The sequence below is a fragment of the Henriciella sp. genome (assembly GCF_029936995.1).
GTDB lineage: Bacteria > Pseudomonadota > Alphaproteobacteria > Caulobacterales > Hyphomonadaceae > Henriciella.
Map to the genome: position 1 here is coordinate 299,892 of NZ_JAPYRE010000003.1, position 13,791 is coordinate 313,682.

Annotated in this window: 12 protein-coding genes; 10 read left to right on the forward strand and 2 right to left on the reverse strand. The window is 56.3% G+C overall.

Annotation, left to right across the window (positions count from 1 at the left end):
- Nucleotides 1–15 precede the first annotated feature (15 nt).
- The 10 genes from uppS to lpxB all read left to right on the forward strand — a co-directional run bounded on the left by uppS (nt 16) and on the right by lpxB (nt 10,978).
- On the forward strand, nt 16–723 hold the full coding sequence (uppS, locus tag Q1K31_RS08650) for a polyprenyl diphosphate synthase (protein WP_300378802.1): 708 nt from the start codon (nt 16–18) through the stop codon (nt 721–723).
- 1 nt (nt 724) lies between these two features.
- The gene (locus tag Q1K31_RS08655) at nt 725–1,555 is read left to right on the forward strand and encodes a phosphatidate cytidylyltransferase (protein ID WP_300378804.1); all 831 of its coding nucleotides are present in this window, start codon (nt 725–727) and stop codon (nt 1,553–1,555) included.
- A 2-nt stretch (nt 1,556–1,557) separates the two neighbouring features.
- Nucleotides 1,558–2,757: a 1-deoxy-D-xylulose-5-phosphate reductoisomerase gene (gene dxr / locus Q1K31_RS08660; RefSeq protein ID WP_300378806.1), complete on the forward strand. Its 1,200-nt coding sequence runs from the start codon at nt 1,558–1,560 to the stop codon at nt 2,755–2,757.
- Entirely contained in the window at nt 2,757–3,929 is a 1,173-nt protein-coding gene (locus Q1K31_RS08665; protein WP_300378808.1) for an RIP metalloprotease, read from the forward strand. Before dxr ends, Q1K31_RS08665 begins: the two co-directional genes overlap by 1 nt.
- Before the next feature lie 61 nt (nt 3,930–3,990).
- Nucleotides 3,991–6,543, forward strand: a complete 2,553-nt coding sequence (gene bamA, locus Q1K31_RS08670) for an outer membrane protein assembly factor BamA (RefSeq protein WP_300378810.1) — start codon at nt 3,991–3,993, stop codon at nt 6,541–6,543.
- A 21-nt stretch (nt 6,544–6,564) separates the two neighbouring features.
- Entirely contained in the window at nt 6,565–7,170 is a 606-nt protein-coding gene (locus Q1K31_RS08675) for an OmpH family outer membrane protein (protein ID WP_300378812.1), read from the forward strand.
- A 4-nt stretch (nt 7,171–7,174) separates the two neighbouring features.
- Entirely contained in the window at nt 7,175–8,191 is a 1,017-nt protein-coding gene (lpxD, locus tag Q1K31_RS08680; RefSeq protein WP_300378813.1) for a UDP-3-O-(3-hydroxymyristoyl)glucosamine N-acyltransferase, read from the forward strand.
- Nucleotides 8,192–8,193: 2 nt separating this feature from the next.
- Nucleotides 8,194–8,979: an acyl-ACP--UDP-N-acetylglucosamine O-acyltransferase gene (gene lpxA, locus Q1K31_RS08685; RefSeq protein ID WP_367187560.1), complete on the forward strand. Its 786-nt coding sequence runs from the start codon at nt 8,194–8,196 to the stop codon at nt 8,977–8,979.
- A gap of 8 nt (nt 8,980–8,987) precedes the next feature.
- Nucleotides 8,988–9,827 carry an LpxI family protein gene (locus tag Q1K31_RS08690; RefSeq protein ID WP_300378817.1) on the forward strand — a complete coding sequence of 280 codons (840 nt, stop codon included), beginning with the start codon at nt 8,988–8,990 and terminating at the stop codon, nt 9,825–9,827.
- Nucleotides 9,828–9,832: 5 nt separating this feature from the next.
- Complete coding sequence (lpxB, locus tag Q1K31_RS08695; RefSeq protein WP_300378819.1) at nt 9,833–10,978, forward strand: lipid-A-disaccharide synthase; 1,146 nt, start codon at nt 9,833–9,835, stop codon at nt 10,976–10,978.
- Here the strand turns inward: lpxB and gltA are convergent.
- Both gltA and gltX read right to left on the reverse strand, forming a co-directional pair.
- Nucleotides 10,975–12,282: a citrate synthase gene (gltA, locus tag Q1K31_RS08700; protein WP_300378821.1), complete on the reverse strand. Its 1,308-nt coding sequence runs from the start codon at nt 12,280–12,282 to the stop codon at nt 10,975–10,977. The genes lpxB and gltA overlap by 4 nt on opposite strands.
- 24 nt (nt 12,283–12,306) lie before the next feature.
- Nucleotides 12,307–13,791 (reverse strand): glutamate--tRNA ligase, encoded by a 1,485-nt coding sequence (gene gltX / locus Q1K31_RS08705; protein WP_300378823.1) that lies wholly within the window; start codon nt 13,789–13,791, stop codon nt 12,307–12,309.

Below are 13,791 nucleotides of genomic sequence, written 5' to 3' on the forward strand. Positions count from 1 at the left end.
GGCGACAGCCGTGTTATGCCTGCTCATGTAGGCATAATCATGGATGGGAATGGTCGTTGGGCTTCAAGGCACGGTTTGCCGAGATCCGTCGGTCATGAGCGCGGTGTGGAGGCGCTTCGGCGGACGGTGAAGGCCGCGCAAAAACTCGATCTGCGTTATCTGACAGTCTATTCTTTCTCGACAGAGAACTGGCGCCGGCCAGTTTCTGAGGTCACGGCGCTGTTTTCACTGCTCAAGACATTCGTCAACCGGGACCTTGATCGCCTGAAAAATGAAGGCGTCAGGATTCGCGTGTTCGGGACAAAGGAAGGTTTGCCGGACGATGTAAGCGCATTGTTGGACCGGGCAGTACGAGAAACGGCAGACAATACGAAATTCAATCTGGGCATAGCCTTTAATTACGGTGGCCGCGAAGAAATCAGCCGGGCTGCCCGCGCTGTCGCGCTGGAGCTGAAGGCTGGCCGGATTGGTGAAGAAGAGATCGACGAGCAACTTCTGGCCAGTAAACTCGATACGTCTGGTTTTCCGGATCCCGACCTAATCATCCGCACAGGTGAGGAGCGGCGATTGAGTAATTTCCTGGTCTGGCAAGGTGCCTATTCCGAGCTTGTATTCATGGATGTGCTCTGGCCCGAGTTCGGGGAGGATAGCCTGCATTCGGCCCTGGAAACATTTGCTTCTCGCGAACGACGGTTCGGCGGACTGAAGTCCGGGGCCGCCTGACATGGTTGCTTCTGTGCCGTCGAGTTACAAGACACGGGAGCTCGCTTTGAGGGTCGTCTCGGCCCTGATCCTGATCCCGTTTGCTCTTTTCGTCGTCTCTACCGGTGGTGCTGTTCTGGCACTGGCATGTGCCATATTCGGTGGGGTCATGGGCTATGAGTGGGCAAGGATGACCGCTTCGCCGGTTACGCCACTCATGTCGTTTTTCTGCGCGCTCCCATCGCTTTCAATGCTGTTCTGGCCCGAACAGGTTGCTGTTATTGTCCTGGGCAGCTGTGCAGCGCTCACGCTGATGCTTCACCCAGCGCGTCTTCCAGACCGTGTGGCTGGCGGGTTGGGTGTCATTTATGCGGCAGGCCTGCCGCTTTACATGTTTCTGCTGCGGGACGGAGACTGGAACGGACAGGCGGCCGCGCTGATCATCATGGGCACTGTCTGGGCATCCGATTCCGGAGCCTACTTTGCTGGACGCGGTTTTGGCGGGCCTCCGCTGTCTCCGAAAGACTCCCCGTCGAAAACATGGAGCGGTGCGATTGGCGCTGTCGTGTGTAGTGCGCTTTGCGGCCTTATTGCGGCGGGACTGCTCGATGCGTCACGGTGGTCATGGCTGCTGGCTGGCATTGGAATTTCAGTCGTCGCTCAATGGGGAGACCTTTTTGAATCCTCGCTGAAACGGCGCTTCGGGATCAAGGATACGAGCGGGTTCCTGCCTGGGCACGGCGGTGTCATGGATCGCGTCGACGGGCTTGGTATGGCATGTGTGTTGGCGGTTGCAGTCTTTCTGGTGTTTGGCACCCTGCCGGAGATGCTTGGGCTCGAGGCAAGGAGATAGAGATGCATCTCTCGATCATGGGATCGACCGGCTCGGTCGGCCGTTCGGCTATCTCGGTTATCGAGCACGCGAATGCTTCGCCGGATGACAGCACATTCACGATCGAAGCACTGACTGCCAATCGCGATGTCGATACACTGGCAAGGCAGGCTGTGACCCATGGAGCGAAGCTCGCAGTGATCGCTGATGCTTCGCTTTATGCGCGCCTCAAGGAACAGCTTGCTGGCACCGATATCGAGGTTGCCGCAGGAGCTGATGCCGTCGCGGAAGCAGCCGCACGGCCTGTTGATCGGGTACTGGCGGCAATCGTCGGCATTGCCGGGCTCCAGTCCACATATGCAGCGCTCAATGCCGGTAACAGTGTTGCGCTGGCCAACAAGGAAAGCATGGTTTGCGCAGGCCCGCTTCTTAAACGCGTTGCGCGTGAGAAAGATGTGTCCATCGTGCCGACCGATTCCGAGCACAATGCCATGTTCCAGGTCATGGAACGCTCTCAGGATGTAGAGCGTCTCGTTCTGACAGCATCAGGCGGCCCATTCCTGAACACCCCATTGAATGAACTGCATGGTGTGACACCGGATCAGGCGTGTGAGCATCCCCGCTGGTCCATGGGACGTAAGATTTCTGTCGATAGTGCCACCTTCATGAACAAGGCCCTGGAATTGATTGAAGCGGCTTATCTTTTCGACATGCCTGAGGCGTGCATTGATGTTCTTGTTCATCCCCAGTCCATCATCCATTCGTTAGTCGCTTACAGGGATGGCTCAGTCCTTGCACAGCTCGGTTCACCCGACATGAAGACACCGATTGCCCATGCCCTTTCCTGGCCACACCGCCGATTGCCGACCGATGTCGACCGGTTGAGCCTCGCTGACCTTGGGCGGCTTGAGTTTGCCGAGGTCGATGCACAGAGGTTTCCATCTATTGATCTGGCCCGGCACACATTGAGGCAAGGCACGGGTGCTACGATTGTTCTGAACGCTGCCAACGAAATGGCTGTCTCGGCATTTCTTGAGGGCAGATGCCGCTTCACCGAGATCAGCAGAACCGTTTCCAGAGCGCTGGAGGCAGATATACATGCCAGCTTCTCTGCACGCGGCGAACCGGATATTGATGCTATTGCCGCTCTGGACCAGGAAGCGCGGCGCTTGTCGGAAGCTTTGATTGCCCAACCTGGCGAGCGTACCAGGAGCCATGCCTGATGATTGATTTTTTTGGCCAAATTCCTGTCTTTATCCTGAGCCTGGTAATTCTGCTCGGGATTGTCGTGGTTATACACGAGCTGGGACATTATTTTGCTGGACGGTTTTTTGGCGCAGCCGTGGAGTCTTTCTCGGTCGGCTTTGGCAGACCGATCTATCAGCGCATGGACAGCAGGGGCACACGCTGGCGGATTAACTGGATACCCCTTGGCGGCTTTGTGAAGTTTGTCGGTGAAGGCCAGCTTCCCGGCGATGTTGGAAAAATTGAAAAAGGTCCAGTTGGCAAGCCTTATAATGAGGTGGGTGTTGGTGCCCGCACAATCGTTGCTGCGGCAGGACCTGCGGCAAACTTCGTGCTGGCGATCCTGATCTTTGCGCTGATCTTCTTCATCAATGGCAGCTATGAAACACGACTTTCGGTAACGGGTGTCGTTGAGGATGGAGCGGCATACGAAGCAGGGATGCAGGCAGGCGATGTCATCCTTTCAATGGACGGCAAGGAGATCACGAACCCCGGCCAGATCCAGACGATCGTGGCCATGTCGAGCAACAGTGAGGTCCACACCATCGTCGAACGCGATTCGGAGACCGTCCCCCTGACCCTGGTCCCAAGACCCCAGATGCGCGAAAATGCGGTTGGGCAGGTTCAGAGAATGGGCACTGTTGGTATCACTCTGGGGGTAGTTCCCGATTCGGAACAGCATGTGCGCTACAACCCGGCTGAAGCCTTGGTCAAAGGTGGTGAGCAGACCTGGTCAACGATTGTCATGACGACTGATGTTATCGGGCGCATGGTGACAGGTAAGGAGCATCTCAGCTCCCTGAGTGGGCCGGTGGCGATTGGTGATATCAGCCGTCGTATCGTCAATCAGACGATGGCTGTTGAAGAGGTGTCCCTCTGGGAAAAGATTCAGTCCCTGCTTCTGAACATGTTGAACATCTGCGCGGCGGTTTCTGTAGGAATTGGTTTCTTTAATTTACTTCCATTTCCTGTGCTCGACGGTGGTCACATCGTTTTCAATTGCTATGAAGCCATAGCTGGCAAACCAATGCCGGCACGAATTCAGGAAGGTGCCTTGATGGCAGGGATGGTCTTGCTGCTGGGTATGTTTGTGTTCATCACATGGGGTGATGTACTGGAAACAGGACTGTTCAATGGCGTCCGGGGCTGATAGCCGATTTGCACGGTAAATTGAGAGTAAAAACATGCGGTCTGCGTTCGCGGCTTTAATCTTGAGTATCGCGGCAAGTTTCAATCTTGCCAGCGTTCCCGGTATAGCTTCGGGGGCCAATGCCCAGACGGCGAATCCGACCGGTACGATCCGGTCCATTGTCGTCGAGGGAAATCAGCGGATCGAGGATCGCACCGTGCAATCCTACCTCCTCGTGGAGCCGGGTGACCCTTTTGACCGCGAGCGGATCGACCTATCCCTGAAAACACTTTTTGCGACTGGACTTTTCGCGGATGCGTCCTTTGAGAAGTCAGGACAGGACCTGATCGTCCGCGTGGTCGAGAACCCGATCATCAACCGTGTTATCTTTGAAGGCAACAGCGCCATTGATGATGAAAAGATGCGCGAAGAAATCGAAGTTGCACCGCGGGGCATTTTTACGGCCGCGCGCGTGCAGGATGATGTACAGCGCATTCTCGAACTCTACAGACAGTCGGGCCGTTTTGCTGCCAGCGTTGAGCCGGAATACAAACCGCTCGAACAGAACCGCGTCGATCTTGTCTTTGTTATTAATGAGGGGCCAGTAACAGGCGTACGTTCAATCAACTTCATCGGTAACGAATCATATTCGGATCGCCGCCTGCGTAGCGAGATCGTGACGCGCCAGTCCCGTTGGTGGCGTTTCTTCAGCTCGAATGACAATTATGACCCTGGCCGCCTGGAATATGACCGCGAGCTTCTTCGTCAGTTCTATCAGAATAACGGATATTATGATTTCCGGGTTGTCTCTGCTGTTGCGGATCTGACGCCCGACCAGGAAGACTTCTACATTACCTACACGGTCGAAGAGGGTGATCAGTACACCTATGGCGATGTTCAGGTCGAAACGGAGCTGGACAAGCTGAATGCGTCTGCCCTGCGCGGCGCCCTTTCCATCAAGGAGGGCGACCAGTTCCGTGGCGACCAGATCGAAAAGGCCATTGATACACTTACCTATGCAGCAGGTGTGGCTGGTTACGCCTTCGTGGATATTACGCCGCAGCTTGATGCTGATCCCGAAGCGGACACAGTCAGCGTGACCTTCGCGATTGATGAAGGACCACGGGTTTATGTCGAGCGCATCGATATCACTGGCAACACAGCGACGCTGGACCGTGTTATCCGCCGCGAACTGCGTGTTGCTGAAGGTGACGCCTTTAACCGTGTGCTTCTCGACAGGTCCCGTAATCGTGTGCGTGCTCTGGGTTATTTCAAGGAAGTCGAGATAACGGAAACACCAGGGTCGAAACCGGATCGCACGGTTGTCGAAGTGAATGTGGAAGAACAGCCTACTGGTGAGCTCTCCTTTGCGGCAGGCTACTCCTCAGTTGATTCCTTCCTGTTCGATGTCAGCGTATCGCAACGTAATTTGCGTGGACGCGGGCAGACTGCGATTGCGCGCATTTCGGCGTCTCAGCGTCAGCAGTATGTTGATATCCGGTTCCGGGAGCCACGCTTCCTTGACCGGAACCTGGCAGCGGGCATCGACCTGTTCCAGACGCGGTCTGATTTCTCGGATATTGCCTTTGGTGGTTTCGAAACAAACACCATTGGTGCAGGCGTAAACTTCGCCTTTCCGCTGAGTGAAAATACGAATCTCGGGCTTCGTTACCGTCTTCAGTCGGATGAGCTGGATTTTGCCGACGAGCTTTATGTCATCAATGACAGTGACGGCACGGTCGCAACCCAAACCATAACCGATGATGGTGGTACGCCGGATGACCCGTCCGACGATGTGACGTTCACACAGCGGATTCCCCCGAATACCGATCCACTGCCGGACGGAACATCTGTTGTTGATATCTGTAGCCCGGCTTTCCAGGATCCGGCCTACTTCAACCGTCAGCGCAACTGCCGTAATGAGCGGGCCGAAATCTCTTCAATTATTGGCTATTCGTTCAACTGGGACCGTCGGAATGATCCTATTGAGCCGACAGGCGGGTTTGATCTTTCCCTGAGCCAGGACTTTGCAGGTGTCGGGGGGGACGTCCAGTTCCTGCGGACTGAAGTTTCCGGCGCTGTCTATCAGGGTATCTTCCCTGGCGTTCGCGCAAGCGCCCGTTTGCAAGGCGGCCTGATTGAGCCTATCGGCGATAATGAAGGTATCCGGATCAACAACCGCTTCTTCCGCGGTGGTTCGAGTTTCCGGGGTTTTGATGTCGCTGGCCTTGGCCCTCGTGTTATCCGGCGGAATTTTGATGCCGATGGAAACGAGGTCGGCATCCAGAGGCTCAATGCGCTTGGCGGCAAAGCCTACTATCAGGGTACTCTGGAACTCACGGTGCCAAACTTCCTGCCCGAAGAGTACGGAATTGATACTGCGCTTTTCGCGGAGGCTGGTTCTGTCGGCATGCTCGATGAGATCGATGAGTATTCGTTCATTGAAACCGCGGGCGCAAATGGCGCGTCAGTTGTACTGACCAAGTCCGCTATGTCACTGCGGGCCTCTGCCGGCCTGTCGGTTGGCTGGGATTCACCGTTCGGGCCGATCCGGTTCGATTTCTCTCAAATTCTACGCAAGGAAGAGTATGACCGGACGGAGACGTTCCGGTTCAGCACTTCCACACGCTTCTGATACCGTTCTTAGGAGGAACAGATGCAAATTCTTAAAGCTGCACTGGCATCAATTTCCATTGCGTTTGCTGGCGCAACGGCATTCGCTCCCGCCGCAACGGCGCAGGGTTCGACAGTGGTCGTGATCGATCAGGCCAAGATCATGCGTGACAGCGCAGGTGGTCAGGATATCACATCCAAGGTCAATGCAATCGAGAATACAATGATGTCCGAGCTCCAGCCCACTGCTGACGCACTCCAGACAGAACGTGACTCACTGAGGGCACGGTCGGAGAACATGTCGATGGATGCTATTACTGCGGATGAGCAGCTTCGCAGCGAGTTTCAGGACTTTGCGCGCAAATCACAGCAGTTCAATCGTCAGCGTCAGATTGCAGCGGCTGAGCTGCAGGCAACCGAGCGTCAGGCGTGGAGCACCTTCTTCACGGCCATGCAACCTGTTCTCGAAGAGGTTGTGACCGAGACTGGTGCGGACATCATGTTTGATCGCTCCGACGCCGTTTATGCTTCTGCGGACCTGGATGCTACTGACCGCGTGATTTCGAAAATGAACGCAAAGATGCCGACCGTCGAAGTGGTTCGTCAGCAGATCGACCCGCAACAACTGCAGCAAGCGCAGCAGCAGTAGTGCCATGGCGGTCGATCAGCGGTTCTATGAACTGCTCGGCCCGGTAGCCGTCGCCGAGCTTGCAGAACTCACCGGGGCTGAACTCCTTGGTGACGGGACAGTAGCAGTCAACGGGCTTGGTGCCGCAGGACATGCGAGTGCGGGTGAACTCTGTTATTATGATGGAGTTCATGCCCCTGCAGCCGGAGATATAAGTGAAACTGCGGCCGCCTGTTTTCTTAAACACGAGTATGCGGATGCCTTGCCCGCAGGTGTGGTTGCGCTTGTCACCGCCCTGCCACGGCATGCGCATAGTGTAGCGGCACGCGCGATACTGCGTCAGCGAACCTGGCGGGACGCGCAAGGAGTGGCTGCAAAAACCAATGTCCACGAGACAGCATATGTTGCGCCGTCTGCGGTGATAGGAGCCGGAGCTGCAATTGGCGACAGGACAATTATCGGTCCGAATGCTGTAATCGGCCCCGGCGTGCAGATTGGCAGGGACTGCGAGATCGGCGCCAATGTCTCGATACGGTGCGCACTGATTGGCAACAATGTAAACATTTATGCTGGCGCACGTATTGGCGAGAGCGGATTCGGGGTCATGATGGGGCCTGAAGGGGCAGAAGATGCGCCACAGTATGGACGCGTTATCCTCCAGGATCACGTCACGGTCGGTGCCAATAGTTGTATTGATAGAGGCGCTTTCGATGACACTATCATCGGAGAGCGCACCAAGATCGATAATCTCTGCCAGATTGCGCATAATGTTGTAGCCGGACGCAACGTCTTGATGGCTTCATTTGCCGGCGTGTCAGGATCCGTCACACTTGGCGATGGCGTTATGCTGGGTGGGCGTGTTGGCATTGCCGATCACGTCAAGATTGGCGACGGAGCCCAGATCGCAGCTTCCTCAGGCGTATTCCGTGAAGTTGCGCCCGGGCAGACATGGGGCGGCACGCCCGCGCGCCCAATTCGCCAGTGGATGCGCGAAATCGCCTGGCTCCAGAAGCAGGTCATGGGAGACAGGAAAGGCAAATGAGCATCGACATTCATCCTACGGCAATCGTGGAAGATGGTGCCGAGCTTGGCGAAGATGTCAGCATTGGTGCCTTTGCCTTCATTGGTCGAGATGTAAGCCTCGGGCGCGGATGCCGTATCCACCAGCATGCAACCGTCACGGGACAGACAGAACTCGGCCGACAGGTTGAAATCTATTCGGGTGCCGTTATTGGCACCCCACCTCAGATCCTGAATTTCAATGACGATGGCACTTCACGTCTCACGATTGGCGACGAGACAGTCATTCGCGAACATGTAACAATACATACAGGCTCTCCAGCGCATGGGGGGCTAACATCCGTTGGCAAGAACTGTCTGATTATGGTTGGCGCACACATTGCCCATGATTGCCATGTTGGCGACAAGTGTGTGTTCGCCAATAATGTCGCTCTCGGAGGGCATATCGTGATTGGCGAGCAGGTATGGATGGGCGGTCTTGCCGCTGTCCACCAGTTCTGCCGTATTGGTCGGCACGCCTTCGTTGGTGGCGGCGCCATCGTAGTTGCCGATGTTATTCCGTATGGCTCGGTAATCGGCAATCATGCACACCTTGCCGGATTGAATATCGTCGGTATGAAGCGGCGTGGGTTTACTCGCAAGTCGATCCAGGACCTTCGCGCAGCATACCGTATGCTCTTTGCGAAAGAGGGCACCTTCAGCGAGCGGGTGGCGGACGCCGAAAAGCACTATTCTGACTGCGCTGAACTCATAGAGATCATAGAATTCATACGCAGCAGCAAGAGCCGCGCACTCTGCCTGCCGGAGTAAGGTCCGTCATGTCGAAGCTGGCTATCATTGCAGGGCTGGGTGACTTGCCCGTCAGTATCGCGCAGGCTGCGAAGGAGAGCGGACGACCCTTTCACATATTCCGGCTTTCGGGTTTTGAAGAGAAGGCCCTGGTCGAGTTTCCCGGTGAAACGATTGGCATGGGGCAGGTTGGGCGGCTTGTTCGCAGGCTCAAGCAGGAAAAGTGCGACGAAGTCGTTTTTGCCGGTATCGTCAAACGACCGAACTTCACAGACATCAAGCTTGACCTGAGAGGAGCTCGCCTTCTACCGCGTGTTCTCAAAGCAGCCAGACAGGGAGATGACGCGCTACTCCGCGTGGTCGTCACACATCTGGAAAAGGAAGGCTTCCGTGTCGTCGCCGCAGAGGATGCTGCCAAAGATCTTCTGGCTGGCGGCGGACTCCTTTTCGGAAACGCTCCCGGGGACGCCATAATCCAGGATATGAAGAAGGCCGCAAGCATCGCCGCTGAGATTGGCCGCCTGGACATCGGGCAGGGCTGTGTCGTTGTTGATGGCCTGGTCCTGGCAGTCGAAGCACAGGAAGGCACGGATGCCATGCTGGACCGCGTCTGCGAACTCGAGGCTTCGCTGAGAGGTAACAGGCAGATGCGCAAGGGCGTGCTGGTAAAGCGGCCCAAACCCATTCAGGAGCGCCGCATTGATTTGCCAGTAATAGGCCCGGGGACGATCAGGCGTGTATCCGAGGCTGGGCTTGCCGGGATCGGCCTGGAAGAGGATGGCGCACTGCTACTGGGGCGGGATGCCATAGACGAACTCTGCGAAACTCACGGGGTTTTCGTGTACGGGTTTCCCGCAGACTGGAGCTGAACGGCATGACGCATGTCTATCTCGTGGCAGCTGAGCCTTCGGGTGACCTGCTGGCCTCGGAAGTTATCGAAGCAATTCGCAGCAAATCCCCTGAGACACGAATTCACGGTATTGGCGGCGAAGAAATGGCCGCTGCTGGTGTGCAGTCACCTTTTGATGTGTCGGAACTATCCGTTTTGGGAATCCTGGAAGGGGTCAAGATATACAAGCGGGTTCTCGAACTCGCTGACCAAGCGGTTAATGACATAATTTCAAAGAACCCTGATGTGGTTGGGCTTGTTGATTCATGGGGATTCATGATCCGGGTGGCCGAGAGGTTACGCAAGCGCGCGCCCCATATCCGCCTGGTCAAGATTGTTGGTCCCCAAGTGTGGGCCATGCGACCGGGCCGGGCGAAATCACTGGCCAGGGCAGTCGACCACCTTGTCTGTATTCATGCCTTCGAAACGCCATTTTATGAACCTCTCAACCTGCCCGTCACTGTGATGGGAAATCCAGCGCTATCACGTGGGCATGTTGGCGATCGGGATGCCGGACGCGCGGCTCTTGGGCTATCTGGCGATGACAAGGTTCTGCTGGTCCTGCCTGGCAGCCGTCGTAGCGAGATCGACCAGGTTGCTCCTGTGCTCGAGGAAGCCTCCCGGCGGGTGAAAGACGCCCTGCCTGATATCCGGGTTGTTTTCCATCCGTCACCGACCATGCGGTCTTACATGGCTGATGCGTTCCCCAATCTTGAGCACTGGGCGCAGGTCAGCCCTGTAGAAGCAGACCGCTACGATATCATGGCATGTGCCGACTATGCCCTGGCATGTTCCGGGACCGTCACGAGCGAACTCGCTCTGCAGTCAACGCCGTTCCTTGTTGGCTATCACACAGGTTGGGTGACGTGGGCGATTGCCCGTTTCCTGCTTTTCAAGCCGACCCATATTACGCTTTTGAACATCGCAGCAGACGATACGGAAGTTGTTCCGGAGTTCGTGCAGACCAAACTCAAGGCCGGTCCGATAGCTGCCACTGCGCAAGCGATGCTGACGGACCCTGAGGCCCGGCAGTCTCAGATCGAGGCACAGAAAAAAGCTCTCTCCCGTATGGGAGAGAGCAAACTGGATTCCGCAGTCATTGCCGCGGGTGTCCTGTTGGAGATGGCTTAGCCACGCTGGTCCACAGGGACAAAGTCCCGCTTGGCCGCGCCTGTGTAAATCTGGCGTGGACGGCCAATACGCTGGGTCGGATCCTCGATCATCTCATTGAGTTGCGAGACCCAGCCAACTGTGCGCGCGAGCGCAAAGAGCACGGTGAACATTTCCTGCGGGAAGCCCATCGCATCCAGGATGATGCCGGAGTAGAAATCGACATTTGGATAGAGTTTCTTCTCGACGAAGTACTCGTCTTCCAGCGCGATCTTTTCAAGCTCCATCGCGACTTTCAGGATCGGATTGTCACGGACGCCAAGCTCATCAAGCACTTCGTGTGCTGTCTGCTGCATGACCTTCGCGCGCGGGTCGTAGTTCTTGTAAACGCGGTGACCGAAGCCCATGAGGCGGAACGGGTCGTCCTTGTCTTTCGCACGAGCGATATATTCCGGAATGTTCTCAACAGTACCGATTTGGTGAAGCATATTAAGGCATGCTTCGTTTGCGCCGCCATGGCTCGGTCCCCAGAGGCAGGCGACACCCGCTGCGACGGCCGCATACGGGTGTGCCCCGGATGAACCGGCAAGACGTACTGTTGAGGTCGAGGCGTTCTGTTCGTGATCGGCATGCAGTATGAAAAACCGGTCCATTGCCTTGGCGAGAGTCGGGCTGATCTTGTAATCCTCGGCCGGAACCGAGAAGCACATCCGCAGGAAGTTCTCTGCATAGGAGAGCTCATTGCGCGGGTTCACGAAGGGCTGGCCGATAGAGTACTTGTAAACGCGAGCAGCAAGTGTCGGCATCTTGGCGATCAGGCGGATAGAAGCGAGCCTGCGCTCTTCCGGATCGGCACTATCCATCGAACTTGGATAGAAAGCGGACATTGCCCCGACCGTACCGGTCAGCATCGCCATTGGATGGCTGTCACGCCGGAAACCATCGAAGAACCTGTCCATCTGCGTGTGCAGCATGGTGTGCTGGGTAATTTCCTTGGCGAAGCTCTTGAATTCATCCTGTGTCGGTAGCTCACCATTCAGGAGAAGGTAGCATGTCTCGAGATATCCGGACTGGTTGGCGAGTTGATCAATCGGATAACCGCGGTGAAGGAGAACGCCTTCTTCGCCATTGATAAAGGTGATCTGCGATTCACAGCTACCTGTGGAGGTGAAGCCAGGATCAAGGGTGAAAACGCCAGCTTCGCCATAGAGGCGCTTCACATCAACGACGTTTGGTCCATGCGTGCCGCTAAGTATTGGGAGTTCAACGGTCTTGCCATCAATCTCCAGTTTTGCCTCACCGGCGGGTTTCGTCTTGTTGATCATTTCAGCCCTCTCAAACGTTTCCTTCTAGTCGCTCGGGTTTTCCGCCCGTGCGAGGTGAAAATCAATGCGCGCCAGTGTCTCGTCGCGACCGAGCCACTCCATGACGGGGGCAAGATCCGGCGCAGGCAATCCGCCTGTAAGCGCGGCGCGGATGGGTGGTCCAACCTGTCCGAAAGACAGATCATGCACTGAACAGAATGACTCCAGTTCATGCTGCAATGCGGTATCGCGCCATTCCGCAGTGTTGGCAATGGTTTGTCGCAAGAGGGCGAGACGATCAAGACTGTCGCCCGAAAGCGCCTTGCGCGCCTTCTTGTTCAGATTGTCTGCATTCGACGTCCAGAAAAAGCGAAATGATTCGGCAAGTTCAGGCAGCGTGGAGCCACGATCCTTCATTGTGGGTAGGGCTATACGAATGCGCCTGATGGTGTCGTTGTCGAGTTCGTCTTCTGCAGCTTCGGTCAGCCAAGGGATAAGGAGCTCCATAAGGCGGTCTTCATTGCATTGCCGGATGAAATGGGCATTCACATCATTCAGTTTTGCAATATCAAGACGAGCTGGTGCCTTGTTGATGGCTTCCAGCGAGAAGACGTTTGCAGCCTCCTCCAGCGTGAAGATTTCTTGGTCGCCGTGGCTCCAGCCGAGACGGAGGAGATAGGCATTCATGGCTTCAGGCAGATAGCCCATCTCGCGATAGGCCGTCGTGCTCAGCGCTCCATGGCGCTTGGACAGCTTGGCACCATCATCGCCGTGGATCATTGGCACATGCGCGAAGGCAGGAAGCCCCCAGCCCATGGCCTTGTAAATCGGAATCTGACGGAACGTGTTGCGGAGGTGATCGTCCCCCCGAATGACATGGGTCACCCCCATGTCATGATCATCTACAACAACGGCGAGCATATAGGTCGGCGTGCCGTCGCGTCGTAGAAGGATGAGGTCATCAATTTCCGAAGAGGCGATGCTGATCTCGCCCTGCACCTCATCATGAACGGTGATACTTGTGCCTTCAGGCGCCTTCAGGCGAATGCTGTAAGCCGGATTTCCGGGCGGAGGGTTGCCGCCGTCGCGGTATGGAGAGCGGAACGGTGCGAGCAGAGGCTCGGCTTTCGCGCGCAGAGCCTGACGCTCATCTTCGGATATGCCGTCAGCTTTGGCCGCAGCGCGTATCGCTTCGCCTTCTTCCCGCCGCGCCTGCAATTCTTCAGGCGTCACGTAGCATCTGAAAGCGGCCCCTGAAGCGACCAGAGCCTCAGCACATTCGGCATGACGCGCAGCCCGTTCGCCCTGATAGACGGGGGCATCGTCTGCTTCCAGTCCGAGCCAGGACATGCCGTCGAGAATTGCGTCTACGGCTTCCTGCGTTGAACGGGCCTTGTCGGTGTCCTCGATCCGTAGGAGAAACTTCCCCTGGTTGCGCTGGGCATACAGGTAGTTGAAAAGGGCTGTTCGTGCGCCGCCAATGTGCAGCATTCCTGTGGGGGAGGGAGCAAAACGCGTTATCGTCGTCAT

Coding starts and splice junctions, on each gene's coding strand:
- uppS (WP_300378802.1), top strand. CDS start 16: ATGCCTGCTCATGTAGGCATAATCATGGATGGGAATGGTCGTTGGGCT.
- Q1K31_RS08655 (WP_300378804.1), top strand. CDS start 725: ATGGTTGCTTCTGTGCCGTCGAGTTACAAGACACGGGAGCTCGCTTTG.
- dxr (WP_300378806.1), top strand. CDS start 1,558: ATGCATCTCTCGATCATGGGATCGACCGGCTCGGTCGGCCGTTCGGCT.
- Q1K31_RS08665 (WP_300378808.1), top strand. CDS start 2,757: ATGATTGATTTTTTTGGCCAAATTCCTGTCTTTATCCTGAGCCTGGTA.
- Q1K31_RS08675 (WP_300378812.1), top strand. CDS start 6,565: ATGCAAATTCTTAAAGCTGCACTGGCATCAATTTCCATTGCGTTTGCT.
- lpxD (WP_300378813.1), top strand. CDS start 7,175: ATGGCGGTCGATCAGCGGTTCTATGAACTGCTCGGCCCGGTAGCCGTC.
- Q1K31_RS08690 (WP_300378817.1), top strand. CDS start 8,988: ATGTCGAAGCTGGCTATCATTGCAGGGCTGGGTGACTTGCCCGTCAGT.
- lpxB (WP_300378819.1), top strand. CDS start 9,833: ATGACGCATGTCTATCTCGTGGCAGCTGAGCCTTCGGGTGACCTGCTG.
- gltA (WP_300378821.1), bottom strand. CDS start 12,282: ATGATCAACAAGACGAAACCCGCCGGTGAGGCAAAACTGGAGATTGAT.
- gltX (WP_300378823.1), bottom strand. CDS start 13,791: ATGACGACGATAACGCGTTTTGCTCCCTCCCCCACAGGAATGCTGCAC.